At 59.9% G+C, this 24485-nt stretch carries 21 protein-coding genes and 1 tRNA gene; 14 read left to right on the top strand and 8 right to left on the bottom strand.

Annotated features, from left to right (window positions below; all coding sequences use genetic code 11):
* Positions 1–140 precede the first annotated feature (140 nt).
* The 3 genes from KVY02_RS08230 to KVY02_RS08220 all read left to right on the top strand — a co-directional run bounded on the left by KVY02_RS08230 (position 141) and on the right by KVY02_RS08220 (position 2972).
* Entirely contained in the window at positions 141–1037 is an 897-nt protein-coding gene (locus KVY02_RS08230; RefSeq protein WP_081135540.1) for a LysR family transcriptional regulator, read from the top strand.
* Between the two features lie 151 nt (positions 1038–1188).
* A complete protein-coding gene (locus KVY02_RS08225) occupies positions 1189–2070 on the top strand; it encodes an acyltransferase (RefSeq protein WP_081135537.1) in 882 nt (293 codons plus the stop codon).
* 119 nt (positions 2071–2189) lie between these two features.
* Positions 2190–2972 carry a LysM peptidoglycan-binding domain-containing protein gene (locus tag KVY02_RS08220; protein ID WP_193461555.1) on the top strand — a complete coding sequence of 261 codons (783 nt, stop codon included), beginning with the start codon at positions 2190–2192 and terminating at the stop codon, positions 2970–2972.
* Between the two features lie 47 nt (positions 2973–3019).
* Here KVY02_RS08220 and gcvT read toward each other — a convergent pair whose 3' ends face one another.
* Both gcvT and KVY02_RS08210 read right to left on the bottom strand, forming a co-directional pair.
* Positions 3020–4132 (bottom strand): glycine cleavage system aminomethyltransferase GcvT, encoded by a 1113-nt coding sequence (gene gcvT / locus KVY02_RS08215; protein ID WP_193461524.1) that lies wholly within the window; start codon positions 4130–4132, stop codon positions 3020–3022.
* An 88-nt stretch (positions 4133–4220) separates the two neighbouring features.
* Positions 4221–5624, bottom strand: coding sequence for an alanine/glycine:cation symporter family protein (locus tag KVY02_RS08210; RefSeq protein WP_218314951.1), 1404 nt, complete (start codon positions 5622–5624; stop codon positions 4221–4223).
* Between the two features lie 409 nt (positions 5625–6033).
* Between KVY02_RS08210 and gcvH the strand changes: the two genes are divergently transcribed.
* Positions 6034–6423 (top strand): glycine cleavage system protein GcvH, encoded by a 390-nt coding sequence (gene gcvH / locus KVY02_RS08205; RefSeq protein ID WP_016913775.1) that lies wholly within the window; start codon positions 6034–6036, stop codon positions 6421–6423.
* A gap of 164 nt (positions 6424–6587) precedes the next feature.
* A complete protein-coding gene (gene gcvP, locus KVY02_RS08200; RefSeq protein WP_218314950.1) occupies positions 6588–9479 on the top strand; it encodes an aminomethyl-transferring glycine dehydrogenase in 2892 nt (963 codons plus the stop codon).
* Positions 9480–9511: 32 nt separating this feature from the next.
* On the opposite strand, the gene KVY02_RS08195 is transcribed toward gcvP, so the two are convergent.
* On the bottom strand, positions 9512–10411 hold the full coding sequence (locus tag KVY02_RS08195; RefSeq protein ID WP_081135525.1) for a LysR family transcriptional regulator: 900 nt from the start codon (positions 10409–10411) through the stop codon (positions 9512–9514).
* A gap of 215 nt (positions 10412–10626) precedes the next feature.
* Here KVY02_RS08195 and ppnN point away from each other — a divergent pair, with 215 nt between their 5' ends.
* From ppnN to KVY02_RS08180, 3 genes are all read left to right on the top strand, one after another.
* Positions 10627–12009, top strand: coding sequence for a nucleotide 5'-monophosphate nucleosidase PpnN (ppnN, locus tag KVY02_RS08190; RefSeq protein WP_305729929.1), 1383 nt, complete (start codon positions 10627–10629; stop codon positions 12007–12009).
* A gap of 51 nt (positions 12010–12060) precedes the next feature.
* On the top strand, positions 12061–12789 hold the full coding sequence (locus tag KVY02_RS08185; protein WP_016913771.1) for a sulfite exporter TauE/SafE family protein: 729 nt from the start codon (positions 12061–12063) through the stop codon (positions 12787–12789).
* Positions 12790–12878: 89 nt separating this feature from the next.
* Positions 12879–13082 (top strand): hypothetical protein, encoded by a 204-nt coding sequence (locus KVY02_RS08180; protein ID WP_039178069.1) that lies wholly within the window; start codon positions 12879–12881, stop codon positions 13080–13082.
* Positions 13083–13136: 54 nt separating this feature from the next.
* Here the strand turns inward: KVY02_RS08180 and KVY02_RS08175 are convergent, their stop codons facing one another.
* The 5 genes from KVY02_RS08175 to KVY02_RS18460 all read right to left on the bottom strand — a co-directional run bounded on the left by KVY02_RS08175 (position 13137) and on the right by KVY02_RS18460 (position 18596).
* Positions 13137–15848 (bottom strand): cation-transporting P-type ATPase, encoded by a 2712-nt coding sequence (locus KVY02_RS08175; protein WP_218314949.1) that lies wholly within the window; start codon positions 15846–15848, stop codon positions 13137–13139.
* Between the two features lie 172 nt (positions 15849–16020).
* Positions 16021–16097: transfer RNA gene (locus KVY02_RS08170), tRNA-Pro, on the bottom strand.
* A gap of 122 nt (positions 16098–16219) precedes the next feature.
* On the bottom strand, positions 16220–17032 hold the full coding sequence (locus KVY02_RS08165; RefSeq protein ID WP_218314948.1) for an inositol monophosphatase family protein: 813 nt from the start codon (positions 17030–17032) through the stop codon (positions 16220–16222).
* Between the two features lie 123 nt (positions 17033–17155).
* Positions 17156–17635, bottom strand: a complete 480-nt coding sequence (locus tag KVY02_RS08160; protein WP_218314947.1) for an anti-virulence regulator CigR family protein — start codon at positions 17633–17635, stop codon at positions 17156–17158.
* A gap of 556 nt (positions 17636–18191) precedes the next feature.
* Positions 18192–18596 carry a pilin gene (locus tag KVY02_RS18460; RefSeq protein ID WP_081193254.1) on the bottom strand — a complete coding sequence of 135 codons (405 nt, stop codon included), beginning with the start codon at positions 18594–18596 and terminating at the stop codon, positions 18192–18194.
* Positions 18597–18841: 245 nt separating this feature from the next.
* On the opposite strand from KVY02_RS18460, the gene pilB reads away from it, so the two are divergent.
* The 6 genes from pilB to KVY02_RS08125 are packed head-to-tail and all read left to right on the top strand — an operon-like array spanning position 18842 to position 24478.
* The gene (gene pilB, locus KVY02_RS08150) at positions 18842–20599 is read left to right on the top strand and encodes a type IV-A pilus assembly ATPase PilB (RefSeq protein WP_081193256.1); all 1758 of its coding nucleotides are present in this window, start codon (positions 18842–18844) and stop codon (positions 20597–20599) included.
* 8 nt (positions 20600–20607) lie between these two features.
* A complete protein-coding gene (locus KVY02_RS08145; RefSeq protein ID WP_081193259.1) occupies positions 20608–21837 on the top strand; it encodes a type II secretion system F family protein in 1230 nt (409 codons plus the stop codon).
* A 41-nt stretch (positions 21838–21878) separates the two neighbouring features.
* Positions 21879–22721 carry a prepilin peptidase gene (locus KVY02_RS08140; RefSeq protein WP_218314946.1) on the top strand — a complete coding sequence of 281 codons (843 nt, stop codon included), beginning with the start codon at positions 21879–21881 and terminating at the stop codon, positions 22719–22721.
* A gap of 12 nt (positions 22722–22733) precedes the next feature.
* A complete protein-coding gene (coaE, locus tag KVY02_RS08135; protein WP_218314945.1) occupies positions 22734–23333 on the top strand; it encodes a dephospho-CoA kinase in 600 nt (199 codons plus the stop codon).
* Between the two features lie 34 nt (positions 23334–23367).
* A complete protein-coding gene (gene yacG, locus KVY02_RS08130) occupies positions 23368–23601 on the top strand; it encodes a DNA gyrase inhibitor YacG (protein ID WP_016913760.1) in 234 nt (77 codons plus the stop codon).
* Positions 23602–23614: 13 nt separating this feature from the next.
* Complete coding sequence (locus KVY02_RS08125; RefSeq protein WP_218314944.1) at positions 23615–24478, top strand: DNA replication terminus site-binding protein; 864 nt, start codon at positions 23615–23617, stop codon at positions 24476–24478.
* Positions 24479–24485 lie beyond the last annotated feature (7 nt).

Below are 24485 nucleotides of genomic sequence, written 5' to 3'. Positions count from 1 at the left end.
TACGTGGTTGCTGACCAGTCTGGCACAAAAGCTGCGCGCTGGATGCAGTTGCTTCGATAGAGTCAGTGTTGTGCTTGATGATATATTTGTTAAGTTTGTTTTTCTTATCAATTTATTTTAATAACTTATAAAGAGTCCTCATGACCGTCAAGCAGCTCAGGGCCTTTCTGGCCGTGGCCCAAACACTCAGCTTTACTCAGGCATGCGAACGCCTGCATCTTTCCCAACCCGCACTTAGCCTGGCCATCAAGGGGCTCGAAGACTCACTGGGCGGCAAGCTGCTGATTCGCAGCACGCGTAGCGTTCGCCTCACCCCTGAAGGCGAGTCACTGTTTCCGTTGGCCAAGCACCTGCTGGCCCAGTGGGACAATACCGAAGAGCGCTTGCGCCAGCGCTTCACGCTACAGCTGGGCCGCCTGAGCGTGGCCGCCATGCCCTCATTTGCCTGTAATCTGCTACCCGGCGCGCTGGTCAAGTTTCGCCAGCGCTATCCCAAAATCAACGTCACCGTGCACGATGTCATCAATGAGGAAGTCATGGACATGGTGCGCTCCAGACAGGTCGAGCTGGGCATCGCGTTCGCCCCCGAGGGCGCTGGCAGCTTGAGCTTTACGCCACTCTTCGAAGATCAGTTCGTGGCCGTCGTCCCCCTCGACTCCCCGCTGGCCCATCGGCAAAGCCTGGATTGGCAAGCGCTGCTGCGCCACGACATGATCACACTGCAACGCCCCTCCATGGTAAGGCGCTTGCTGGAGCAGGAGTTGGCAAGGCAAGGTATCGAGCTTCCCGTGGCTTTCGAAAGCCATCAGCTCTCGACCGTAGGGCGCATGGTCGCGGCGGGGCTAGGCGTCAGCGCCGTGCCCTCCATGTGCATTCAACAAATGGACGAGCTAGGCGCCCACTGCCTGCCGCTGACCGAGCCCGGCATTGCCTGTCGAGTGGGCATATTGACTCACCAGGAGCTCTCGGTGGCCGCCCATGCGTTACGTAACGTACTCATCGAAAACATTAAAACTCCCGGACTGGCGCGCCACTGATCACGCCACGCACGGCAAAGTTATGCTGGGCAGTCTGCGCTTGTTCCATTAGCATTTGTCCCTACAGGCGCAGAGTGCTCCTGGCGCGCCTTCCCTCAGGGAGCCCTGGCAGCCGCTCTGTGCGTAGCATCAGTAGATCGAGGACCGCGGTATGCCAATCATCAAAGGGGCTGTCAGCATCTTGCTGCTGACGCTGAACACACTGGTTTGGGGTGTGCCCCTGATTATTTTGACGCTGCTCAAGGTCATCACTCCCGGCCGTAAAGCCAAGGAGTGGCTGCTGAAAGGACTGTGCGCGGTGGCCTTGAACTGGATCGGCGTGAACCTCTGGTGGATGCGCCTGTGGTTGAAGCCTCAGGTGTCCATTCAGGTGCCTGACAACCTAACGCCTGAGCAGTGGTGGCTGGTCATCTCCAATCACCGCAGCTGGACCGATATTTTCATTCTGTTCATGGCGCTGCACCGCCGCATCCCAATGCCGCGCTTTTTTCTCAAGCATCAGCTGATCTGGATTCCGATTGTCGGACTGGCCTTTTGGGCACTGGAATTCCCCTTCATGCGACGTTTTACCCGCGAGCAGATTGCCAGAAACCCAAAGCTGGCCACGATCGACAGAGAATCCACCGAGCGAACTTGCCGCCGTGCACGGCACGCCCCCATTTCGATTTTCAATTTTGTGGAAGGTACTCGCTTCACGCCGCTCAAGCGTGACGCTCAGCAGAGCCCTTACCGTCATCTGTTACGCCCCAAGGCGGGCGGCATCGGACAAGTACTTAGCCTGCTGGGCAACCAATTGGATGGTATCCTTGATGTCACCATCAGCTATGCCAATCCGACGCCAACCTTCATGGGCTTTCTATGTGGCAAAGAAGCCCCCATTACCCTCGAAGCCCGGCAGATTGCCATCCCGGAGTGGATGCAGGATGCCAACTACCACGAAGATTCGCAGCACAAGGAACGCTTCCACGCATGGATCAATTCACTGTGGCAGGAAAAAGACGCGCTGCTGGACACTCTCAGCGATCACGACTAGGGCTTTGGCTGAGCGCTTGCCTGGTTGTCAGCCTGCTGGCGGGCTGTGCCAGCTCGACACCGGCGACCAGCCAACGCACTTCGGAAAGCAGCAGTGCCAGCGCATTGAGCGGTGGCTGGATCGAGGTAGGCCGAGGAGACACCTTGGGGCAGTTGGCAGCTCGCGCCAATGTGCCCATCGAGCGTCTGGAGCGTTTCAATCCGGGCGTCAATGCTCAGCGCCTGAACGTCGGCCAACGGCTATTGATTCCCACCCAGCAGGAGCGTGCCCCCTCAGGCGGGCCTTACCGCTATCAGGTACGCGCGGGTGATACCTACTCTGGCATTGCACGCCATTTCGGCACGACCACAGGCAGGATACAAAGCGCCAACCCTGGCACCCCCGCCACCGCACTGCGGGTGGGCCAAATCATCAGCGTACCCTTGAGTGGCAGCGGCAGAGCCGTCGCAGCCAGCAGTGGCGGGTCGAGCGGCTCATCGGCAGCACCCGCGACGCCTGCGACAACGCCCAGCGCCAGCCTGCCCGCGTCGGCACGCCGCTGGCCCTGGCCGCTGGAAGATTATCGGGTCGTGAGGCGCTTTGGTGCCGATAGCCGTGGCACGCTACAGCCGATGTTGCTGGCCACCCAGGCCGGTGCCAAGGCCAAGGCCGTGGCGCCTGGAGAAGTGCGCTTTGCCGATGGCATGCGCCAGCTGGGTGAGGTGGTGATCGTGCATCATGCCGACAACCTGCAAAGCGTATATGCGCTCTGCGAGCGACTGCTGGTCAACGTTGGCCAACAGGTGAGCGCTGGCGATGCCCTGTGCGAAGTCGGCCAAAGCGCCTCGACGCAGCGCTATGACCTGCTCTTCGACCTGCGCCAGGGCGGCAAGCCCATCGACCCGCGACAGGTGTTGAGATAGAAGGTATCGAGCAAGCCCCCGCTTTTGGGGGCTTGCACAGAAGTACCTCACCCTCGATAGTAGCCTGGCTCCACGAAAGGCATTGGCGTGACCGTCATGGGCAGCGACTTACCCCGAACCAGCGCAAACACCGTCGTGCCCGGCGCTTCCCATTGCCGTTCCACGTAGCCCATGGCCACGGGTTTACCGACGCTGGGGCCAAACCCGCCGGAGGTTACCTGACCGATCTCCTGGCCTGACTCATCCACCAGCGTGACGCCTTCACGTACCGGGGCACGCCCTTCCCCCACCAGACCGACCCGCTTGCGGGTATGGACCTTGGCATCCACCTGATGCAGAATGATATCCGCCCCCGGGAAACCTGCCGGGCGCTCTCCCCCATGGCGGCGCGGCTTGCCGATGGCCCAGATCAAGCTGGCCTCTACCGGCGTGGTGGTCATGTCCATGTCGTGGCCGTAAAGGCACAGTCCCGCCTCAAGACGCAGGGAATCCCGCGCCCCCAGGCCAATCGCTTCCACTTCCGGTTCGGCGAGTAGCGCTTCGGCCAACGCCTGGCTCGCTTCTGCGGCCACGGAAATCTCGAAGCCATCCTCTCCGGTATAACCGCTGCGGCTGATCCACACCTCGTGACCGACCAGGCTGAAACGACCATGCTGCATGAACGTCATGTCACAGGCCGCGGGGCACAGGCGCTGCATGACATCACGCGCCTGGGGCCCTTGCAGCGCCAGCAAACCTCGGTCCAGCACATCGATCTGGTGAGTAGAACCCAGGTTGGTGCGTAGATGAGCAATATCCTGATCCTTGCAGGCCGCATTGACCACCAGGTAGAAGTGATCTCCAGCGTTCACCACCATCAGGTCATCGATGATTCCGCCCTCGGTCCCGGTAAACAGGCCATAGCGCTGCTGGCCGACCTTCAGCCCCACCAGATCGGCGGGAATCAATGTCTCCAGCGCTTCTGCCACATCGTCGCCGGACACCAGAATCTGCCCCATGTGCGACACGTCAAACAGACCGCACTGCTGGCGCGTATGCTCGTGCTCCTTTTTCACACCCAACGGGTACTGCACGGGCATCTCATAGCCTGCAAAGGGCACCATTTTCGCGCCTAGCTGAGTGTGCAGTGCATGCAGCGGCGTACGTTTAAGATCGGTCATGGGTTTCCTCAATGGTCAAAAGAGAAACGGGAAGCCTTAAAGGCTTCCCGGCTCTGGTGGATCTTATCTTCCCGCCTGTGAAAGACGCTTATTTATCGTGATCCAGGGCTTCACCCGGCAGGATGTCCTTACCGGCAAAATAATCCCGAGTGAGTTTAAACACAACCGGCGACAGCAGCGCTAGCGCAATCAGGTTGGGAATGGCCATCATCGCGTTGAAGGTATCGGCCATCAGCCAGATGAAGCCCAGCTGCGCGATGGCACCCAGTGGGATGGCCAATACGAATAGTACGCGGTACAGCATGATGGAGCGCGTGCCAAACAGGAACTGACAGCACTTCTCACCGTAGAACGACCAGCCCAGAATGGTGGTAAAGGCGAAGACGGCCAGCGCCACGGCCACGATCTGATTACCAAAGCCCGGCAAGGCCGCATCGAAGGAGAGCGCGGTCAGAGAGGCCCCTGCTTCGCCATCGATCCACACCGTAGAGGTCAGAATGACCAGCGCGGTGATGGTACATACGATGATCGTGTCGATGAACGTGCCCAGCATGGCGATCAAGCCCTGACGAACCGGGTTCCGGGTCTGCGCCGCCGCATGAGCGATGGGCGCGCTACCAAGGCCCGCTTCGTTGGAGAAGATTCCCCGGGCCACGCCAAAACGAATGGCCGCCATGACGGCAGCACCGGCAAAGCCACCGGCAGCGGCAATCGGGTTGAAGGCGTAGTAGAAGATCAGCCTAAAGGCCTCGCCAATTTGCCCCGCGTTGACAATCAGCACCAGCAGCCCAGCCAGTACATAGGCAACCCCCATGATGGGCACCAGCTTACCGGCCACCTTGGCAATACGCTTGATACCACCGAGAATCACCGCCCCGGCCAGCACCATGATGATCACCCCCGTCAGCCAATGGGGCACGCCAAAGGTGGCATCCATGGCATCCGCCACCGAGTTGGACTGCACGGTATTACCAATGCCAAAGGCAGCCACGGCACCAAAGAATGAAAACAGGCCGCCCAGCCATAGCCACTTCTTGCCCAGGCCGTTCTTGATATAGAACATCGGCCCACCAATGTGGTGACCGGTGCTGTCGGTTTCACGGTAACGCACCGCCAGAACCGCCTCGGCGAATTTCGTTGCCATGCCCACTAACGCGGTGATCCACATCCAGAACACAGCACCTGGCCCGCCCAGCGCGATGGCCGTGGCGACACCGGCAATGTTGCCCGTGCCAATCGTCGCGGACAGCGCCGTCATCAACGCGTTGAACGGCGAAATTTCCCCATCACTGCTGGCTTTCGATGCGCTCTTGTCAGCAGGTTTTACATCGCGGCCTTGCCACATTAGCTTGAAACCCATGCCGAGCTTGCGTATCGGCATCAGTTTCAAGCCAATTTGCAGGTAGATACCCACCCCCAGCAGCAGCACCAGCATCAACGGCCCCCACACCACGCCGTTAATGGCCCCTAATAGGTTCGTTAACATTTCCACACGACTCTCCTTAACCGAAGGATTAGCAAGTTTATTATAAAGGTCCGGTCACGCTTCCCCCATGACGCTCAGGGAAGAAGCTCCTACGCCTGCCTACCATAGCGTCTACTGCACGCTGAAAAAACGCAAGATTGGCATGTTTTATACCATCTTACTGGTGAACATCCATGGTCATGTCGCCAAACGGCAGAGAAAGCCTCTTTTTTTGGAAAATCAAACGCGCGTCGCCCCAAAGTGAATGGCGTCCAATTTTTTCTCTTTTTGCCACTGATGAGAAACTTGTTTCCAATTGGAAACAAGGTACCATACGCACATGGCACACTAGACAACCCGTGCCCAACAGTCGCCAAGCTGACCGACAGACGCTAGTATGCTGTCGTTCACTCCACTGTTTAACAAGGGAACCTTCATGAGCAATCTTCCAGCTAATTTGCGCTACGCTGCCAGCCACGAATGGGTACTGGATCATCAGGACGGCACCGTTACCGTCGGCATCACCGACCACGCCCAACAAGCGCTGGGCGATGTGGTCTTCGTCGAGCTGCCGGAGGTCGGTCAGAGCCTCAGCAAGGGCAAGGAGTTTGGCGTGATCGAATCGGTCAAGGCTGCTTCTGATCTCTACTCGCCGGTGGATGGCGAAGTGATCGAGGTCAATGAAGCGCTGGAAGATGCGCCTGAAACGGTCAATGAAGCCCCTTACGAAGGCGGCTGGATCATGAAGGTGCGCGTCGAAGGCCAGGCCCTCGAAGGCCTGCTGGACGCCGATGCCTATCAGGCGTCGCTCAGCGCCGACGATTGATAAGCTTTACCCGAACGCCTGCCTCCGTGCAGGCGTTCACGTTAACACCCTGATGCATCACGCGGCCGCCTACCCCTTGGCGGGTTGGACACGCTGCACCGTAGCCACGCTGAACCGGCTGCCCTGAGACCCCACGGTTTACTCATCACGTTCGGAACCTTCCCATGCCTTTTGAAACACGCCGTTTGGCCGAACTGGCCGACCACGATGCTTTTATCAAACGCCATAACGGGCCTGGCCCCGACGATGTCGCCACCATGCTAAAAGCGCTCGATTTGCAGCGCATGGAAGATCTGATCGAGCAGACCGTGCCAAGCGACATTCGCTTGGGCCGCGAACTGGCACTGGACGCCCCCCGCAGTGAAGCAGAAGCCCTGGATTACCTGAGCCAGCTGGCACGCCAGAACCGCGTGGCCAAAAGTTACATTGGCCAGGGTTATTACAATACCCACATGCCCGCCGTGATTCAGCGCAACGTGCTGGAAAACCCCGGCTGGTATACCGCCTACACGCCTTACCAGCCCGAAATTTCTCAAGGGCGCCTGGAAGGTCTGCTGAATTTCCAGCAGGTGGTCATGGATCTCACCGGGATGGAGCTTGCCAACGCCTCCCTGCTCGATGAGGCCACCGCCGCCGCCGAGGCCATGGCACTGTGCAAGCGCGGCAACAAGAAGAGCAAGTCCAACACCTTTTTCGTTGCTGAAGACGTCTTCCCGCAAACCCTGGACGTCATCAAGACCCGCGCGGAATTCTTTGGCTTCGAACTGAAGATTGCACCGGCGGAGCAACTGGCAGACGAGGAGGTGTTCGGCGCGCTGGTTCAGTACCCGTCCGCCAGCGGCAACATCACCGACCTCGCGCCGCTGCTCGCCAAGGCCCAGGAAAAGGGCGTCATGACCTGCGTGGCCACGGATCTGCTGAGCCTGGTACTGCTGAAAGAGCCCGGTATCTTTGGTGCCGACATCGTGGTGGGCAGCTCGCAGCGCTTTGGCGTACCCATGGGCTTCGGTGGCCCACATGCAGCGTTTTTTGCCACCTCCGACAAGCTCAAGCGCTCCATTCCGGGCCGCATCATCGGCGTTTCAAAAGACAGCCGTGGCAAGACCGCGCTGCGCATGGCCATGCAGACCCGCGAACAGCACATTCGTCGCGAGAAGGCCACCTCCAACATTTGTACCGCCCAGGCGCTGCTGGCCAACATTGCCGGTTTCTATGCCACTTATCACGGTGCCGAGGGGCTGCGCAAAATCGCTGGCCGCGTTCACCGTCTGACCACCCTGCTGGCCACCGGGCTGCAACAGGTGGGTGTGCAGCTGGCCAACGATAGCTGGTTCGATACGCTGCGCCTTACCCAGGTCGATGCAGGCAAGATCCATGGCCGCGCCATGACCCATGACATCAACCTGCACTATTTCGCCAATGGCGATGTCGGCATCAGCCTCGACGAAACCACGACGGCCCATGACGTCGCGACCCTGTTCGATGTGCTGCTCGGCGATGAGCACGGTCTTTCCGTCGCCGCCCTCGACGAGCAAGTGGTGGAAGGCAAGCTGGCAGGCATTCCGGCCGAGTACCAGCGGGAAAGCGACTTCCTGAGCCATCCGACGTTCACGCGCTACCGCAGCGAAACCGAAATGCTGCGCTACCTGAAACGCCTGGAGAACAAGGACCTCTCACTGGCCCATGCCATGATTCCGCTGGGCTCATGCACCATGAAGCTCAACGCCACCAGCGAGATGCTTCCGGTCTCTTGGCCTGCCTTCGCGCACCTGCACCCCTTCGCGCCTCGCGACCAGGTGGCGGGCTATCATCAGATGATCGACGAGCTGGCCGCTTTCCTGGTGGAAGTGACCGGCTATGATCATATCTCCATGCAGCCCAACTCTGGCGCTCAGGGCGAATATGCCGGCCTGCTGGCCATTCGCCGCTACCAGGCCGCCCAAGGGGAAGCCCACCGGGATGTGTGCCTGATTCCCAGCTCTGCCCACGGTACCAACCCGGCATCTGCCGCCATGCTGAGCATGGAGGTGGTGGTGGTCGAGTGCGACGCCAACGGCAACATCGACCTGGCCGACCTGACCCATAAGGCCGAGCAGTACAGCGAGCGGCTCTCGGCGGTGATGATCACCTACCCGTCTACCCACGGCGTGTTCGAGTCCCACGTTCGTCAGGTGTGTGAGGTGATTCACCAGCACGGTGGTCAGGTCTACGTGGACGGCGCCAACATGAACGCCCAGGTGGGGCTGACACGCCCAGGCGACTTCGGCGGGGATGTATCGCACCTCAACCTGCACAAGACCTTCTGCATTCCTCACGGGGGTGGCGGTCCAGGCATGGGCCCCATTGGCGTCAAGGCGCATCTGGCTCCTTACGTTTCCAACCATGTGGTCACGCCCATCGATGGCGTACAGCCCGGTGGCGCAGTGTCTGCTGCCGCCTTTGGCAGCGCCTCGATCCTGCCCATCTCCTGGGCGTACATCAAAATGATGGGCGCGCGGGGGCTGCGCGAGGCAACGGAGATCGCCATTCTCAACGCCAACTACATCGCCAAACGGCTGGCGCCGTCCTACCCGATTCTCTATCGCGGCCAGAACGGCTATGTGGCCCACGAGTGCATCATCGACATCCGCCCGCTCAAGAGCGCCTCGGGTATCAGTGAAGAAGATATCGCCAAGCGACTGATGGACTATGGCTTCCATGCGCCGACCATGTCGTTCCCGGTACCCGGCACGCTGATGATCGAGCCTACCGAGTCCGAATCACTCTACGAGATCGACCGCTTCTGCGACGCGATGATTGCCATTCGTGAAGAGATCGCGCGCATCGAGAATGGAGAGTGGCCGCTGGACAACAACCCGCTGGTCAATGCGCCGCATACCCAGGCCGACGTCATGGACAGCGACTGGCAGCGCCCCTATGACCGCCAATTGGGGGCTTTCCCCAGCGAAGCCGTCGCCGCCGCCAAGTACTGGCCATCGGTCAACCGAGTGGATAACGTCTTTGGTGATCGCCAACTGGTGTGCTCGTGCCCCAGCATTGACGAATATCGCCGCTAGGTAAGCCTCCCCTCGCGCCTCTGGGGCCCTGTTCAGGGTTCCAGAGGCGTCGTTTCTTGTAGCCGCTGGTCATGGAAACCCTTGAGCAGCTTCTCGTAACGCTTGGGCAACACGGAATCCTTGCGCCGCAGCAGATAGAGCACTTCGTGAATGACCTGCGGCAGTGCCAGCGGCTTCACCTGGCGCTGCCAGGGAGAAGTTTCCAATACCAGCCGTGACACAACGGTAAAGCCCAACCCCCGAGCCACAGCGTCCAGCACCATGCTGACTTCGTTGGTAAACCCCTGGTGGCGAAAATGCGTCATGGAGCGGAACTCGTCGGGGAAATTGGCCCGTAGCAGCGCGTTGGCATGGTTAATGCCATCGTAGTAATTGATGAAGCCCAACCCCATCAGTTCGGCCAAGGAACTGCCCGCGAAGTCGGCGGGCACCACCAGGCACAGGGGCTCCTTGTGCCAGACGGTGCAGGCAAGCTCGGTATGGTTGACCTGCTCGGTGACGATGCCAATATCGTAACGCCCTTCCAACAGGTCGTTGACGATCTCATGATTGAAGGCAAAGCTGTAGTTGACGGTCAGGCTGGGGTGCATCTGCTGCTGCCCCAGGATATACGGGTAGAACATCAGCCCAACGCTGCCCGGGGAGGCAATGCGGCACTCGCCGCTATCCAGCGAATCATCGTCCAGCCCATGCCTGAACTGTTCATGCTCGGCAAACAGCTTCAGCGCGTAGTCATAGGCGCGACGACCAGACTCGGTCAGCGTGAAACTGCGCCCGTGACGCTCGATCAGCGCTTTATCCAGATAGGTTTCCAGCTTTCTGACATGCTGGCTGACGCCTGGCTGCGTCATTTCAAGGCGTCGTGCGGTGCGCGTGAAACTGCCCGTCTCCACCAGCGTGATAAAGGTACGAAAGTATTGAGCGTTGAACATGGATTCCCGGCAACTTCATCATTAACGGTCACTGTCACAGTGAGGATCACCAGGGCGCCTGGAATGGATGCCTACCGGCGCCAAGCCTCTAGCCTAGCATAAAAAACGACCGCCTCGGGCACGGGTGCCCGTAGCAGGGCAAGGCAGCTGAACGTGAGAGAGCAGCATGCTAGTATGCCGATTGGTCATGATCATACTCAGGGATAGTCCATACAATGACGCAACCTTCAGCACCCCGCGCCACCATTTCCAGCATCATTTCTCCCGAAGGCAGCCTGGAAGTGCTGTCCCAGCACGAGGTCAATCGCCTCAAGAGCACCTCGAAAAGCGGGTTACATGATTTGTTGCGCCGCTGCGCCCTCGCCGTGCTCAACTGCGGCAGCCCCACCGATGACAGCCTGGCCCTCCTCGAAGCCTACAAGGATTTCGACATCGAAGTGCTGCAGCAGGATCGCGGGATACGTCTGAAGCTTACCAACGCGCCAGCGGAAGCCTTCGTTGACGGACGCATGATACGCGGCATTCGTGAGCACCTGTCGTCGATCATCCGTGACATCGTCTACGTCTATAACGAGATCCAGCACCACAATCGTTTCGACCTCAGCACTGGCGAAGGCACCACCAATGCCGTGTTCCACATTCTGCGCAAAGCGGGCACGCTGAAGCCGGGCCGCGACCCGAGCCTGGTAGTATGCTGGGGCGGCCACTCGATTTCCCGTGAAGAGTACGAATACACCAAGGACGTCGGCTATCACCTGGGGCTCCGCGACCTGGACATCTGCACCGGCTGCGGCCCAGGGGCCATGAAAGGCCCCATGAAAGGGGCCAATGTCGCGCATGCCAAGCAGCGCCGCAAGGAGGGCCGCTACCTGGGCATTTCCGAGCCAGGCATCATTGCCGCGGAAGCCCCCAACCCGATCGTCAATGAACTGGTGGTCATGCCGGATATCGAAAAGCGCCTGGAAGCCTTCGTGCGCCTGGGCCACGGCATCATCGTGTTCCCCGGCGGCGTGGGCACCGCCGAAGAGATTCTCTACCTGCTGGGCATTCTGCTGCACCCCAGCAACCAGGACATTCCCTTCCCGCTGGTCTTCACCGGCCCCGCCAGTTCCGCCGAGTATTTCGAGAAAATCGACGAGTTTCTGGTCTACACCCTGGGTGAAGAGATCCGCCGCTTCTACACCATCATCACCGGCGACCCGACGGCCGTGGCACGCACCATGCGCGATGGCATCCAGCAGATCAGCGAGTTCCGCCGCCAGCACCAGGATGCGTTCTACTACAACTGGCGCCTGACCATTGCCCGCGAGTTCCAGGCACCCTTCGAGCCTACCCACGAAGCCATGCGCAGCCTGGCGCTGCACCGCCAGCAGCCCACCCACGAGCTGGCAGCCAACCTGCGCCGCGCTTTTTCGGGCATCGTGGCAGGCAACGTGAAAGAGCCGGGCATTCGGGCCATCGAGGCTCACGGGCCTTTCGAACTGACCGCAGAGCCCGAGCTGATGCAGCGCCTGGACGACCTGCTCGGCTCTTTCGTGGCCCAGGGCCGCATGAAACTGGACGGACAGCCCTACACGCCCTGCTATGTACTCAAGTAAGCCCATGTACTCAAGTAAGCTCATGTACTCAAGTAATCTGAGTAACGCCGCATGATCGTTGCCTTTCTGACGCTGATGGCCGCGGGGATCATCAAGGGTGCCATCGGCTCTGGCGTACCGGTCATCGTCATTCCCGTGCTGACCATGCTGTACGATGTCAAGCTGGCCATTGCCGTGCTGGTGGCCCCGAACCTGTTCAGCAATGCCCTGCAGGTCTGGCAGTACCGCCACCATCTGCTGCCGCATCGCTTTCTGCTCTGGTTCGGCCTCTCCGGTGGGCTGGGCATCGTGATCGGCACCTGGGGGCTGGTGGTGCTGTCGCCCACGCTGCTGTCGCTGGGCGTGGCGGCTGCCATCGTGCTCTACCTGGCCATCAAGCTGGCCAACCGCAGCTTTACGCTGCCCTTCCCGCTGGCGCAGCGCATCGTGTTGCCGGTGGGGCTGGTGGCAGGCGTGCTGCAAGGTGCGGCGGGCATGTCCGCCCCGGCGTCAGTGACCTTTCTGAACGCGATGCGCCTGGAGCGCCCGGTGTTCATCGGCTCGATTTCGGTGTTCTTCGTGGCGATCACGCTGGTACAGATCCCGGCTCTGCTCAGCGCCGGCATTCTCACCTGGGAGCGCTCGTTGTACAGCCTGGCTGCCCTGCTGGTCATTCTGGCGGCCATGCCGCTGGGCGCCCGACTGGGCAAACGCCTGCCCCATCGCTGGTTCGACAGGCTCATCATGTGCCTGCTGGCCACGATTGCCGTCAAGATCGTCGTGGATGCATTGATGGCCTGAGGCTATACTGACGGCTGTCCGTTGCCGGGCTGCGCTCGGCATCAGGTACTTATTACCTCTTACTTCAGCACCAGGGAAAGGAGCGACCCATGGAAATGATCAACCAGTTGAGCGATGGCAAGGCCAAAGCCTTTGCCAAACACTGTTTTGAAAGTTATTCCCCGGAAGAACTGAACGCGGCGGCGGCGGGCAGTCCTGACAAGGACCAGGCCGACCACTGGGGCATTACCGAAGGACAGTGGCAAGAAGCCGTGACAGCGGCCCTTGCCGACCATAAAGCCCAGAGTGACTGAACACCTCTTAACGCTCTGACGTTGCCGCTGCCTGCCCATGGCAGGCGGTGGCACTCACCTCTTCCGGCGCAAGATGCTTTTTTCCACCTCGACCACGCCATACACGGCCATGCTTCCCACCAGAATGGCAAGCCAGTGGTGAGCAGCCAGCCCCTCGCTGACCAGCACGAACTGCATGAAGGGTAAGTAGGTGAACCCCAGTTGCAGCAGCAGGACCAACCCGATGGCAAGCCACACCGGCCGACTGCCAAACACGCCTTTCCAGGTCACCGTGCTGTTGAGCAAATAACGGCTATTGATCAGGTAAGCGGCACTGCCCGCCACCAGCATATTGACCGCGCCCGTGCGGGCCAGCGCTTCGCTACCCCCCTGCCCCAGAATCCAGTTGAACATGCCGAATACGCCAATCAGCAGCAGTAGCGATACGAACACCACCCGCCAAAGCAGAAAGAGATCCAGCAGCGGCGCTTTGGGGTCCCGGGGCGGGCGCTGCATCAGATCCTTCTCGCCAGATTCGAACGCCAATGCCAGGCCCAGTGTAATGGCCACCACCATGTTCACCCAGAGCGCCTGCAGCGGAGTCACCGGCAGGCTCGTGCCCGCCAGCACGGCCAGCATGATGGCCAGCCCTTGGGCACCGTTGGTGGGCAAAATGAAGGTAATCGTCTTGCGAATGTTGTCGTAAACCTTACGCCCCTCTTCGATGGCGTGGACGATGGTGGCGAAGTTGTCGTCGGCCAGCACCATTTGCGAAGCATCCTTGGCCGCTTCCGTTCCTTGAATGCCCATGGCGACACCCACATCTGCCCGTTTGAGCGCCGGGCCATCGTTGACCCCATCACCCGTCATGGCGCATACGCCTCCACGCGCCTGCATGGCCTTGACCAGCCGCAGCTTGTGCTCTGGCGACGCCCGAGCAAACACATCCACCTCCAGAATGATCGCTTCGAGCTGCTCATCGGTCATGGCCTCCATTTCACGCCCGGTCAAGGCCCGCTCGGTGTGCTGAAATCCCAGCTGCCGCGCAATGGCCAAGGCAGTGGCAGCATGGTCTCCGGTGATCATCACCGGGCGAATACCGGCGCGCTGGCAGCGTTTCACCGCCTCGATGGCCTCTTCACGGGGCGGGTCCAACAGCCCTATCAACCCCAGCAGGCGCAACCCCGACTGCACATGAGGGTGATCGAGCTCAGCGCCTTCTTCCATTGCCTTCTCGGCAATCGCCAGCACCCGCAAGCCTCTCGATGACAGCGCTTCGATATGCGCCTCCCACTCGCTAGCTACCAGCGGGGCTTCGCCTTCATCGGTGATCACATGGCTGCTCATTTCGATAATGCGATCCGGCGCACCCTTGACCAGCAGCCGCCACCCACCCTCAAGGTCATGCAGCGTGGCCATGTACTTGTGCTCTGACTCAAAAGGAATCGCATCGAGACGCGGGTACTGCTGGCGCAATGCAAGGTGATCGAGCCCCGCTTTCTCGGCGGCCACCACCAGCGCCCCTTCGGTGGGGTCGCCAAAGATGCGATAGCGTTCATCTTCCTGGTGCAGCTCGGCATCGTTGCACAGCACGCTGGCCAACAGGCAACGTTGCAAGGCAGGCTCATGGGCCAGTCCATTGCACTGCTCCTCGGCGGCAGCTCCTTCCCGGTATAGCTTGCCATGCGGGGCAAAGCCGATACCCTCGAGCGTGAAACGGGCATCCTGCAGCCAGATTGCCTGGGCAGTCATCTCATTACGGGTCAGCGTGCCGGTCTTGTCGGAGAAAATGGTGGAAATCGAACCCAGCGTTTCCACGGCGGGCAGCCGCCGGATAATGGCCCGCCGCTTGGCCATGCGCTGAACGCCCAGTGCCAGACCAATGGTCACAATCGCAGGCAGGCCTTCGGGAATGGCCGCTACCGCCAGGCCCACGGCCGCCATGAACATCTCGCCCAAGGGCTGCTGATGCAGCCAGCTACCCAGCAGCGCCGTGATCCCAGCGGCCAGCAGGATAAACACCGCCAGAACTCGGCCAGCTCTATCCAACTGCTGTAGCAATGGCGTCTTGATCTGCTCGACACTGCGCAGCAGCTCGGAAATTTTGCCAATTTCCGAGCGCCCTCCGGTCGCCACCACCAGGCCACGGGCATTCCCCTGCACGACCAGCGTGCTGGCAAACGCCATGTTCGAACGCTCGGCCAGCTCGGTATCGTGGGCCAGCGGCGCGGGCTGCTTATCGACGGGCACCGACTCACCGGTCAGGGCAGCCTCATCGGTTTTCAAGCGCCGTACTTCCAGCAACCGAACATCCGCAGGCACGCGATCCCCGCTCTCGAACAGCACGATATCCCCCGGCACCAGCGCTTCGGCGGGCACCGTGGTACGCTGGCCATCGCGCAGCACGTTTGCCTGGGGAGAGAGCATGTTGCGAATACTGTCCAGCGCCTGCTCGGCCTTGCCTTCCTGGAAAAAGCCGATCAAGGCAATAATCAACACCACGCCCACGATGGCGGCCGCATCAATCACGTGGCCCAGCAGAAAGCTGGCCACCGCCGCGACCACCAGAATCAGCATCAGAATATTGGCAAACTGCGCCAGCAGCCGCTTGTACCAGGGGCGCCCTTGGGCCTGCTCCAGGCGGTTTTCACCATACTGAGCCAAACGCGCCTCTGCTTCTTCGCGGCTCAGACCTTCACGGGTCGCCGACTGTTGCGCCAACGCCTCGTCTACCGACAGCCCATGCCATGCCTCGGGCGTTGCAGACTGCTTGCCTGTGCGACTCATCCTTGCCTCCTGATCGATGCGCTTGAGTAGACCTTCCACCTGCCCAAGAGCATACCGTACCCGGCTGCACAGAATGATTCCCACCGCTCAAAACTTGACGCATATCAAGAGACACCAACATGAGCCAACGAAAAAAAAGCCGCTGCAATAAATGCAGCGGCTTTTTCGATATTGGTCGGAGTGACAGGATTCGAACCTGCGACCTTTGCAACCCCATTGCAACGCGCTACCAAGCTGCGCCACACTCCGATGCCCGTTGGCTTTCGCTTCAGGACGGTGCGTATACTAGCGCTTTATTAGCCAAATGAAAAGCCCTTTTTGCGCTTTCTTTTCAAATGCTTGCCGTGTTGCGTTGAAAAGCACCCATCAGGCTAGCGATCCGCGTTTGCCAGCAGCGTCGCCATGGCATCGTAAACGCCGGGGGCGGTTACCAACAGCTGCTCTGGGAAAAGGTCGGCAGGAATGCCTTCCGGCACCTCGACCAAATGCCCCACGCGTGCCCCGGCTTCCCGGGCGATCACCCAGCCTGCCACAAAATCCCAGGGGGATACGCTTTCGTAATAGGCATCCAGGCGCCCACAGGCAATGTCGCAGATATCCAGCGCCGCGGCACCGTTGCGCCGGATGTCCTGGCAGTGGGTCAGGACGGCTTCGAGCCGTGGCAGCAGGGCCTTGCGGGCCTGCTTGTCGTAGGGAAACCCGGTACCGACCAGCGTGCTGGCCAGCGATTCGGCACCGCTGGGCTGAATACGCCGCTGGTTGCAGTAAGCCCCCAGCCCCTGGGCTGCGCTGAAGGTCTCATTCAGGAACGGTGCATGAACGACGCCTACCTTGCCCACGCCCTGCTCGATCCAGCCAATGGACACCGCCACATGACGCTGGCCCTGGGCAAAGTTCACCGTGCCATCGATAGGGTCCACGACCCATAGCTGTTCGGCGGGATGGTAGAGCGCCTGTTCAGGGCTCAGCTCTTCGCTCAGCCGAGCCTCACCGGGAAAATGCTCTTCCAGCCGCTGACTGATTCGCTGGTCGACGGCGACATCGACATCGGTGACCAGCTCAACGCCCTCTTTCAAGCGTTGGGCGAAGTTCTGCTGCTCACGCGCCTCGCGGATCATCTGCCCCGCCTCTTCGGCGATGGTGATTGCCAGCGCCAGGCGCTCTTCCAGGGTATACGCTGCCATCAAGTTGCCTCTTCTAACGAACATTGAATGAGTGACAATAGATAGGTCAGCATAAGCGCTAGCCGATGGCATTACCATGAACGCTCGCTCAAGCGACTACCCACAACACTAGCCAAGAACTCGTTATCGCAGGGCATCTACCAGTATATCTACCACTACCCGCGTAGCGGCTTCGATGAGCACCACGTCTGCCCCGACGCGCTCCCACTCATAGCCCGGGTAGCGTGGCAGCTGCTGTGCAATGGGGCCATCGAAGCGCTTGGCGATCCCCGGCGGCAGCGGCTTGCCCCGCTCCAGGCGGCGCTGTATGCCGGGCGGCAGCGGCTCGGCGCGGGGGGCTTCGTACTGGCGCAGCAGGCCAAGCAGCTCCCGCTCGTTGATACGCGGCAGATCGATATAGCGCTCCGAGCGATGCTCACGATCACGGCGATATTCATGGCGATGCTCCCGCTGATATTCCTGACGATGCTCACGACCATTCTGGCCCGCCTGCTGCTCCTGGTGGCCACGGGCGCCATGGGCGGGGGCATGTGCAGGTTGAGCACTCGCCAGGCCGTGCCAGCATAGCGTGCCAAGGAGCACGGCAAGAGAAAGTGGTTTCATGGTTGGCTCCCGATATTAACGTTACCTGAAGAAGCCATGAGTGTAGGCGGGAATTACGCAGGGAGTGTGTAAAGTTCGCGAACTTGTATGAAGAGCCAGCTTGGTAACGCACCTTCATGATCAAGGTGTGACGACGCGCTCGACCATGCCTTGGCTCGTGATGCGAGCCTGAACGTTTGAACGCTGGGTATTCAGCACAAGGGAAGTAGCATCGCCATCGAATACGCCGCGCAAAGCATTCGCAACGGCTAACTGGGTAGGTTGGTTGCTTTCACCCACGAGCGGTATGGCTCAAGGGCATCATCCAGGTGATCCGTCGCCAATACGCGAGCATTAGCTCTTACTGACAGGCGCTGAAGGCGGAACGGTCCAGGTAAGCCAAGTACGCGGGCCGACTCATTCCTGACAAAAGGGCTATCACCGCTATCATGATTAACAGCTCGAACAGGCTAAAACCGCTGGCTAGAGTTCGCATACAGTACTTCACATGATACAGTGAAAAGGCCGCTCTTGAAGAAGCGGCCTAGTGCGTAATATATCGCCTATCAACTATTAGTTAACCATCACCACCAGTGCCAGCAACAATACGTCCAGTCTCTGTGACCGTTACAACTACTTCACGGCTCCCAGTTGTGACTGTTATTGGGCCGGGGTTCTCTTCTGAAGTACTTGTAAATCGGTCGACAAGTGCTGTCTTATTTGTGCCCTCTTCACACGACTGAAAACTAAAGGCCTCAATTTGTGAATTATCAGCATCGACGGATGAGGCAACAGCCAACGATCGGAAAGAGTTTAGTTCTGCAATACAGGCACTTTGCTCAGAACGATCCAAATAATTTCCGTACTGCGGCACACCCACCGCCGCCAAAATACCAATAATCGCCACCACGATCAGCAGCTCGATGAGGGTGAAGCCCGGCTGCTTGAAGCGGCGGGGTTGGTTGGGTTGGGTCGTTTGCATTGCGGAGTTCCCTTGCGGTGTAAGAGTCATCGTCAGGCCAAATCTTACTGAACATCAGCCTTGATTGCTGATTAAATTAGCTTAACCACCCCCCATTGGCAACCAGCTTTATCTTCCTGACATGCCCCGATAATCGGCCTATTTCACGGTATGGAGCCTGTACGTGGCTGGTACCTCGGGAACAGTAAATATGGTACAACCCTCAGCATTACATTCCGTTTCATTTGCCCGCTGCCGAGTATGCCATGAGCCAACCTGCCCCTGAGTCTACGCTGAGCCATGCTGCCCTGAACGGGGGGCTGCGCGGTATCGCCAAACGGCTGGTCAAGCACGACCTGCTCACCGATGCCCAGGCCACCATTGCGGAAAACACTGCCACTCAGCTGGAAATATCGCTACTGCAACATGTGGTAGACAGCAGCCTGGTGTCTGCCGATGAGGCGGCGGTGGCGGCTGCCTGGGAGTACGGCCTGCCGGTAGTAGACCTGGAAGCCATACGAGTGGCCGCCCTGCCTGCTGCCAGTGACTATCCGGTCAAGATTCTTGAGCGACTGGGTATTTTGCCTTTGGCGCGCCATGGCCACCGATTGACCGTGGCAGTCCCTTACCCCGCCACGCTGACCCAGCTGGACGAGCTGCAGTTTGCTACCGGGCTAAGCGTGGACGGGGTGCTAGCCCCTGCCGATCAGCTACGCGATACGCTCGTACAGTACCTGGCGCAAAACGAACGCAGCATGCTGGACGAGCTTGAGGACGTGGACGATGCCGTCAGTGAACTCAATGTCGTACAGCACGAAGATGGTAGCGAAGCAACGCTGGATAACGCCGCTCAAAGCGGTGAGGACGCGCCAGTCGTCAAGTTCGTCAACAAGATCCTGCTGGATGCCATTAGTCGAGGTGCTTCGGATATTCACTTCGAACCTTATGAAACCCAGTACCGAGTGCGATTTCGTATCGATGGCATGCTGGTGGAGATCGCTCGGCCACCGTTTGCCCTTCGCCATCGCATTGCTGCCCGCTTGAAGATCATGTCACGGCTCGATATCTCCGAGCGTCGCCTGCCCCAGGATGGTGCCTTGAAGCTGCAGCTGTCACGCACCCGCTCGATCGATTTCCGCGTCAACTCGCTGCCCACGGTTTGGGGGGAAAAGGTCGTACTGCGGATCCTCGACCCCACGTCTGCTCAGTTGGGCATCGACCAGCTGGGGTTCACCCCTGAGCAGCAAACCGCTTATGAAAGCGCGCTCAAGAAACCCCAGGGCATGATTCTGGCAACGGGCCCCACCGGTAGCGGTAAAACCGTGACCCTGTATACCGGCATCAATATTCTGAATCAGGTGCAGCGCAATATCTGTACAGCGGAAGACCCGGTGGAAATCAAGGTGTCCGGCATTAGTCAGGTCAACGTATTGCCCAAAATCGGGCTCAACTTTGCCAGCGCCCTACGCGCCTTCCTGCGCCAGGACCCGGACGTAGTGATGGTCGGCGAGATCCGCGATCTGGAAACGGCGGAAATCGCCGTCAAGGCAGCGCAAACCGGGCACCTGGTGCTCTCCACCGTGCATACCAACTCCGCCGCCGAAACCTTGACGCGCCTCGCCAACATGGGGGTGGCCACGTACAACATTGCCAGCTCGGTGAGCCTGATCATCGCCCAGCGGCTGGCGCGCAAGCTATGCAACCAGTGCAAAGCACCTGCCGACATACCCGCCGAGGCGCTGCGCAAGGCGGGCTTTAGCCAGCAGGAGATTCGCCATGCCACCATTTATCAGGCGGTGGGCTGCAAGCAGTGTACTCAAGGCTACAAGGGTCGGATTGGGGTATACGAAGTCGTGCCCATCAGCGACGACATGCGCCAGTTGATCATGCGCGACGGCAACGCCATCGAGATCGACCAGCAGGCCAGACGTGAAGGCCACCCCAGCCTCTATCAAAGTTGCCTTGGCCGTGTGCTGGATGGCAGCACCAGTCTCGATGAAGTCAACCGTATCAGCAAGGAGTAACCCCTCGCATGGCCAAAGCCAAGGCGCGCCGCGCCAAACCGGCCCCGTTGCACCGCTGGAAGTGGTCGGGGAAAGGCCCCCAGGACCGCCCGATGAAGGGGGAGCTGATCGGCAGAACCAGGGCCGATATCGTCGATCAGCTCGCCAGGCAACGGATCGTCGCCGGCAAGATCCAAAAATGCAGCAGCTTCAGCGGCCGAGGCAAGATCAACAAGGTCGATATCATGGTGTTCGCGCGGCAAATGGCCACCATGGTGCGCGCAGGCATTCCCATCCTTCAAGCTCTCCAGGCGGTCTCCGAGAGCCTCAAAAAACCCGCCATGGTGGCACTGACCCAGCAGATCATGGAAGACGTCTCTTCCGGTGACAGCCTCTCTGCAGCCATGGCCAAGCACCCAAAGCAGTTCGATCGCCTGTTCGTCAATCTGGTGGATGCCGGTGAGCAAGCCGGTGCCCTGGACCAGATGCTGGAGCGTATTGCCAGCTACAAGGAAAAGGTCGAATCGCTGAAAAATCGTGTCAAGAAAGCGCTCTGGTATCCCACGGCGGTCATGGCCATTGGGGTCGGGGTCACCATGCTGCTGCTGATCAAGGTGGTCCCGGAGTTCGAGAGCATGTTCCAGGGATTTGGTGCCGAGTTGCCAGCGCTGACACAATTTACCGTCAACCTTTCCGAGATGGCCCAGCGCTACTGGCTGCATGCCATCGGCGGGTTGGTGGGCAGTGTGATGCTGCTCAAGGCCGCGGCTCGGCGCTCTCCAAAACTCGCCTATCGGCTGGATGGCCTGCTGCTCAAGCTGCCGGTGATCGGTGACATCATGCATAAATCGGCGGTATCACGTTTCACGCGGACGCTGGCAACGACCTTTGCTTCCGGGGTGCCGCTGGTAGAAGGGCTGGAAACGGCGGCGGGCGCCGCCGATAATCGTGTTTACATTCAGGCCATCAACGAAGTGCGCCAGGACGTGACTACCGGCCAGCAGCTGCACTTTGCCATGCGCATGACCAATCGCTTCCCTGCGCTGGCAGTGCAGATGGTGAGCATTGGGGAAGAGGCGGGCTCACTGGATGCCATGCTCAACCGAGTGGCCGACTATTATGAAGAAGAAGTCGATAACAAGGTCGATGCACTGACATCGCTGATGGAGCCGCTTATCATCGTGGTCCTGGGCGCCCTGGTAGGCGGTGTCGTGGTCTCCATGTATCTGCCCATTTTCGAAATCGGCACAGCGCTTTAATCGCTCGGCCGTCGACACGCTTATTTCACTTCAGGATCTCCATGGGTTTATCGCCAACCATGCTGCTCGCTATCTCGCTGATGCTGGGGCTGTGCTTCGGCAGCTTCTTGAACGTCGTCATCACCCGGCTACCCGTCATGTTGATGCGCCAGTGGCGCAACGAAGCCCTGGTCGCGCTGGAGCAGCCAGCCGAAGCGCACCCCCGCTTCAACCTGGCATACCCTGCTTCACTGTGCCCTTCATGCCAGCACGCCATTGCCTGGCATGATAACCTGCCCCTACTGGGCTGGTTGAAACGCCGTGGACGCTGCGCCAACTGCCGCACCCGCATTAGCCCCCAGTACCCGGTCGTGGAGCTGATGGGTGGGCTGTTGGCGGTAGCTGTCATGCAGCTGCATGGCCCAACGCTGGCCAGCCTGTTTCTGTACGCGGCCTGCTTGACGCTGCTGGTACTGGCGGTCATCGACCTGCGCACCTATCTGCTGCCGGACATTCTCACTCTACCCCTACTGTGGATGGGGCTACTGTACCAGCTGCTGTTTCAACCGCTGATGCTGCCCAGTGCCGTGATTGGCGCCATGGCGGGTTACTTGATCCTTTGGAGCTTCTACTGGCTGTTCAAACGACTCACCGGCAAGGAAGGCATGGGGGTTGGCGACTTCAAGCTGCTGGCAGCGCTGGGTGCCTGGCTGGGTTGGGAAATGCTGCCGCTATTACTGATCGTCTCAGCAGGCCTGGGCGCGATCATCGGGCTGACGCTTCAAGCGACGATGCCCAGGCTGCGTGGCCAACCGATGCCCTTCGGGCCTTTTCTCGCCCTGGCGGGCTGGTTAGGGCTGTTGGCGGGCAATGAGCTGATGGCCCTTTATCTCTCACTCTTCTGACCGGAGGCGATAATGATCATCGGATTGACAGGCGGTATCGGCTCCGGCAAGTCGACCGTGGCACGCGCATTTGGCGAACTAGGGGTCGGCTGGGTAGATGCCGACGATATCGCCCGCGAAGTGGTCATGCCCGGAGAGCCCGCACTGGCGGCGATTGCGCAACGTTTTGGTCAACAGGTGCTCGATGCCGATGGTGGCCTGAACCGCGCCGCGCTGCGTCAGATCGTTTTCAGCGACCCCGAGCAGCGCCGCTGGCTGGAAAGCGAAACCCATCCGCGCATTCGTGAACGCCTGCAGTTGCGGCTAAAGGAGCTTGCTCTGAACTCGCCTTATGTTCTGCTGGTATCGCCACTGCTGTTCGAGTCGGGCCAGGATGCGCTGGCGCAACGCACACTGGTGGTCGATGTACCGGAGGAGCTGCAGCGATCGCGCACTTTAGCGCGCGACGGGGTGAGTGAAGCCCAGGTGCGTGCTATCCTCGCCGCCCAGCTATCGCGCCAGGAACGGCTCAGCCGTGCCCATGACGTGATCGATAACAGCGACAGCCTGGAGCACCTGCAGCACCAGGTCGTCACGCTGCATCGACGCTACAGCACGATAGCGCACGATTGAGTAATGCACGATTGAGTCATGAGAGGAGAGATGCATGAAGAGCGCTGCCAACGATGCCCCACTGGAAGTCGCCTGCCCACAATGTGCCACGCCCGTGACCTGGAGCGCACAAAGTACCTATCGACCGTTTTGCAGCCAGCGCTGCCAACTACTCGACCTGGGTGCCTGGGCCGATGAATCACACCGTATTTCCGGCGAGTCGGCCATGGATGAAGCGGATATGGACGCTCTGCTGGCACAGGCGGATCGCGATGCCCCACTCTCCTGAGGCCTGACCCACGATGTCGTCCTCGCCCGCCTACCGCCTGCTGCATGAACTGGATGACCGTTTCGATCAGTTGATGCAAGCCATTGAACAAGCCGTTTCGCTTTATGAAACCCAGCCGTTGCCCATGTGGCGCTTCGATGGCCTCAGCGACCCCGGCTGGCTACGCCATGCGCTGCTGGACATGTGGCATCAGCAAGCCCAGGATGGGCGCGAAACGCGCAATTACATTGGAGTCATCGCGGCGGACGAAGCACTACTGGAGGCCTTTCATGACGTCAATCATGCCAAGCAGGCGATCAGTGACTGGCTCAGGCACATCAAACAGGCTCACCCTACTGCATTGAGCGAAGCCAGGCAGCGGCTCCCTCGCCGTCACCCTGACCTGGACAGCGTGCTGCGTCAAAGCGGGTTGGCCAGGCTACATTTGAAGCAGTGCTGGCGACTGATCCCTCTCGCCGAAGCCCCCGTCGCCAGAATTCGCTTTGCCTGGTATACCAGCGGCCGCTCCATCAAACGCATAAGCGTTCAGGAAGCGGAGCAGAAGCTACTGCAACTGGACACCGACGCGCCTCATGTACGCATCCAGTTGCGCAAATTGGCCAGCCTACCCAGCCAGGAAGTGCTGGCCCAGGTACAGAACCAGGCCCCGCTGATGCGCGCCAACCTTTTCTACACCGAACCGCTGGCAGATGGTCACACGCGTCGAGCGCTCAACGTGGCCATGCCCCTTGTGGTCCCTGCGCCAGAGGGGCGTCTACCCGATATTAAAACGCCACCACAAACAGCGCCCATAGCCCGCACCCGCGCAAAGCGACGGGATGAAAAGCTGGAAAGTGAGGTGTTTCTGCCCAGCCTGCGGGTCTTCCGCTACCGTTAGCAGCCCC

It is taken from the genome of Halomonas sp. 18071143, assembly GCF_019211725.1.
GTDB classification, from domain to species: Bacteria; Pseudomonadota; Gammaproteobacteria; order Pseudomonadales; family Halomonadaceae; genus Vreelandella; species Vreelandella stevensii.
This window is presented reverse-complemented; position numbering and strand designations above follow the sequence as displayed.

Coding starts and splice junctions, on each gene's coding strand:
- KVY02_RS08125 (WP_218314944.1), top strand. CDS start 23,615: ATGTCGTCCTCGCCCGCCTACCGCCTGCTGCATGAACTGGATGACCGT.
- KVY02_RS18460 (WP_081193254.1), bottom strand. CDS start 18,596: ATGCAAACGACCCAACCCAACCAACCCCGCCGCTTCAAGCAGCCGGGC.
- gcvP (WP_218314950.1), top strand. CDS start 6,588: ATGCCTTTTGAAACACGCCGTTTGGCCGAACTGGCCGACCACGATGCT.
- KVY02_RS08225 (WP_081135537.1), top strand. CDS start 1,189: ATGCCAATCATCAAAGGGGCTGTCAGCATCTTGCTGCTGACGCTGAAC.
- gcvT (WP_193461524.1), bottom strand. CDS start 4,132: ATGACCGATCTTAAACGTACGCCGCTGCATGCACTGCACACTCAGCTA.
- KVY02_RS08230 (WP_081135540.1), top strand. CDS start 141: ATGACCGTCAAGCAGCTCAGGGCCTTTCTGGCCGTGGCCCAAACACTC.
- coaE (WP_218314945.1), top strand. CDS start 22,734: ATGATCATCGGATTGACAGGCGGTATCGGCTCCGGCAAGTCGACCGTG.
- KVY02_RS08185 (WP_016913771.1), top strand. CDS start 12,061: ATGATCGTTGCCTTTCTGACGCTGATGGCCGCGGGGATCATCAAGGGT.
- KVY02_RS08145 (WP_081193259.1), top strand. CDS start 20,608: ATGGCCAAAGCCAAGGCGCGCCGCGCCAAACCGGCCCCGTTGCACCGC.
- KVY02_RS08195 (WP_081135525.1), bottom strand. CDS start 10,411: ATGTTCAACGCTCAATACTTTCGTACCTTTATCACGCTGGTGGAGACG.
- KVY02_RS08160 (WP_218314947.1), bottom strand. CDS start 17,635: ATGAAACCACTTTCTCTTGCCGTGCTCCTTGGCACGCTATGCTGGCAC.
- gcvH (WP_016913775.1), top strand. CDS start 6,034: ATGAGCAATCTTCCAGCTAATTTGCGCTACGCTGCCAGCCACGAATGG.
- KVY02_RS08165 (WP_218314948.1), bottom strand. CDS start 17,032: ATGGCAGCGTATACCCTGGAAGAGCGCCTGGCGCTGGCAATCACCATC.
- pilB (WP_081193256.1), top strand. CDS start 18,842: ATGAGCCAACCTGCCCCTGAGTCTACGCTGAGCCATGCTGCCCTGAAC.
- ppnN (WP_305729929.1), top strand. CDS start 10,627: ATGACGCAACCTTCAGCACCCCGCGCCACCATTTCCAGCATCATTTCT.
- yacG (WP_016913760.1), top strand. CDS start 23,368: ATGAAGAGCGCTGCCAACGATGCCCCACTGGAAGTCGCCTGCCCACAA.
- KVY02_RS08180 (WP_039178069.1), top strand. CDS start 12,879: ATGGAAATGATCAACCAGTTGAGCGATGGCAAGGCCAAAGCCTTTGCC.
- KVY02_RS08140 (WP_218314946.1), top strand. CDS start 21,879: ATGGGTTTATCGCCAACCATGCTGCTCGCTATCTCGCTGATGCTGGGG.
- KVY02_RS08175 (WP_218314949.1), bottom strand. CDS start 15,848: ATGAGTCGCACAGGCAAGCAGTCTGCAACGCCCGAGGCATGGCATGGG.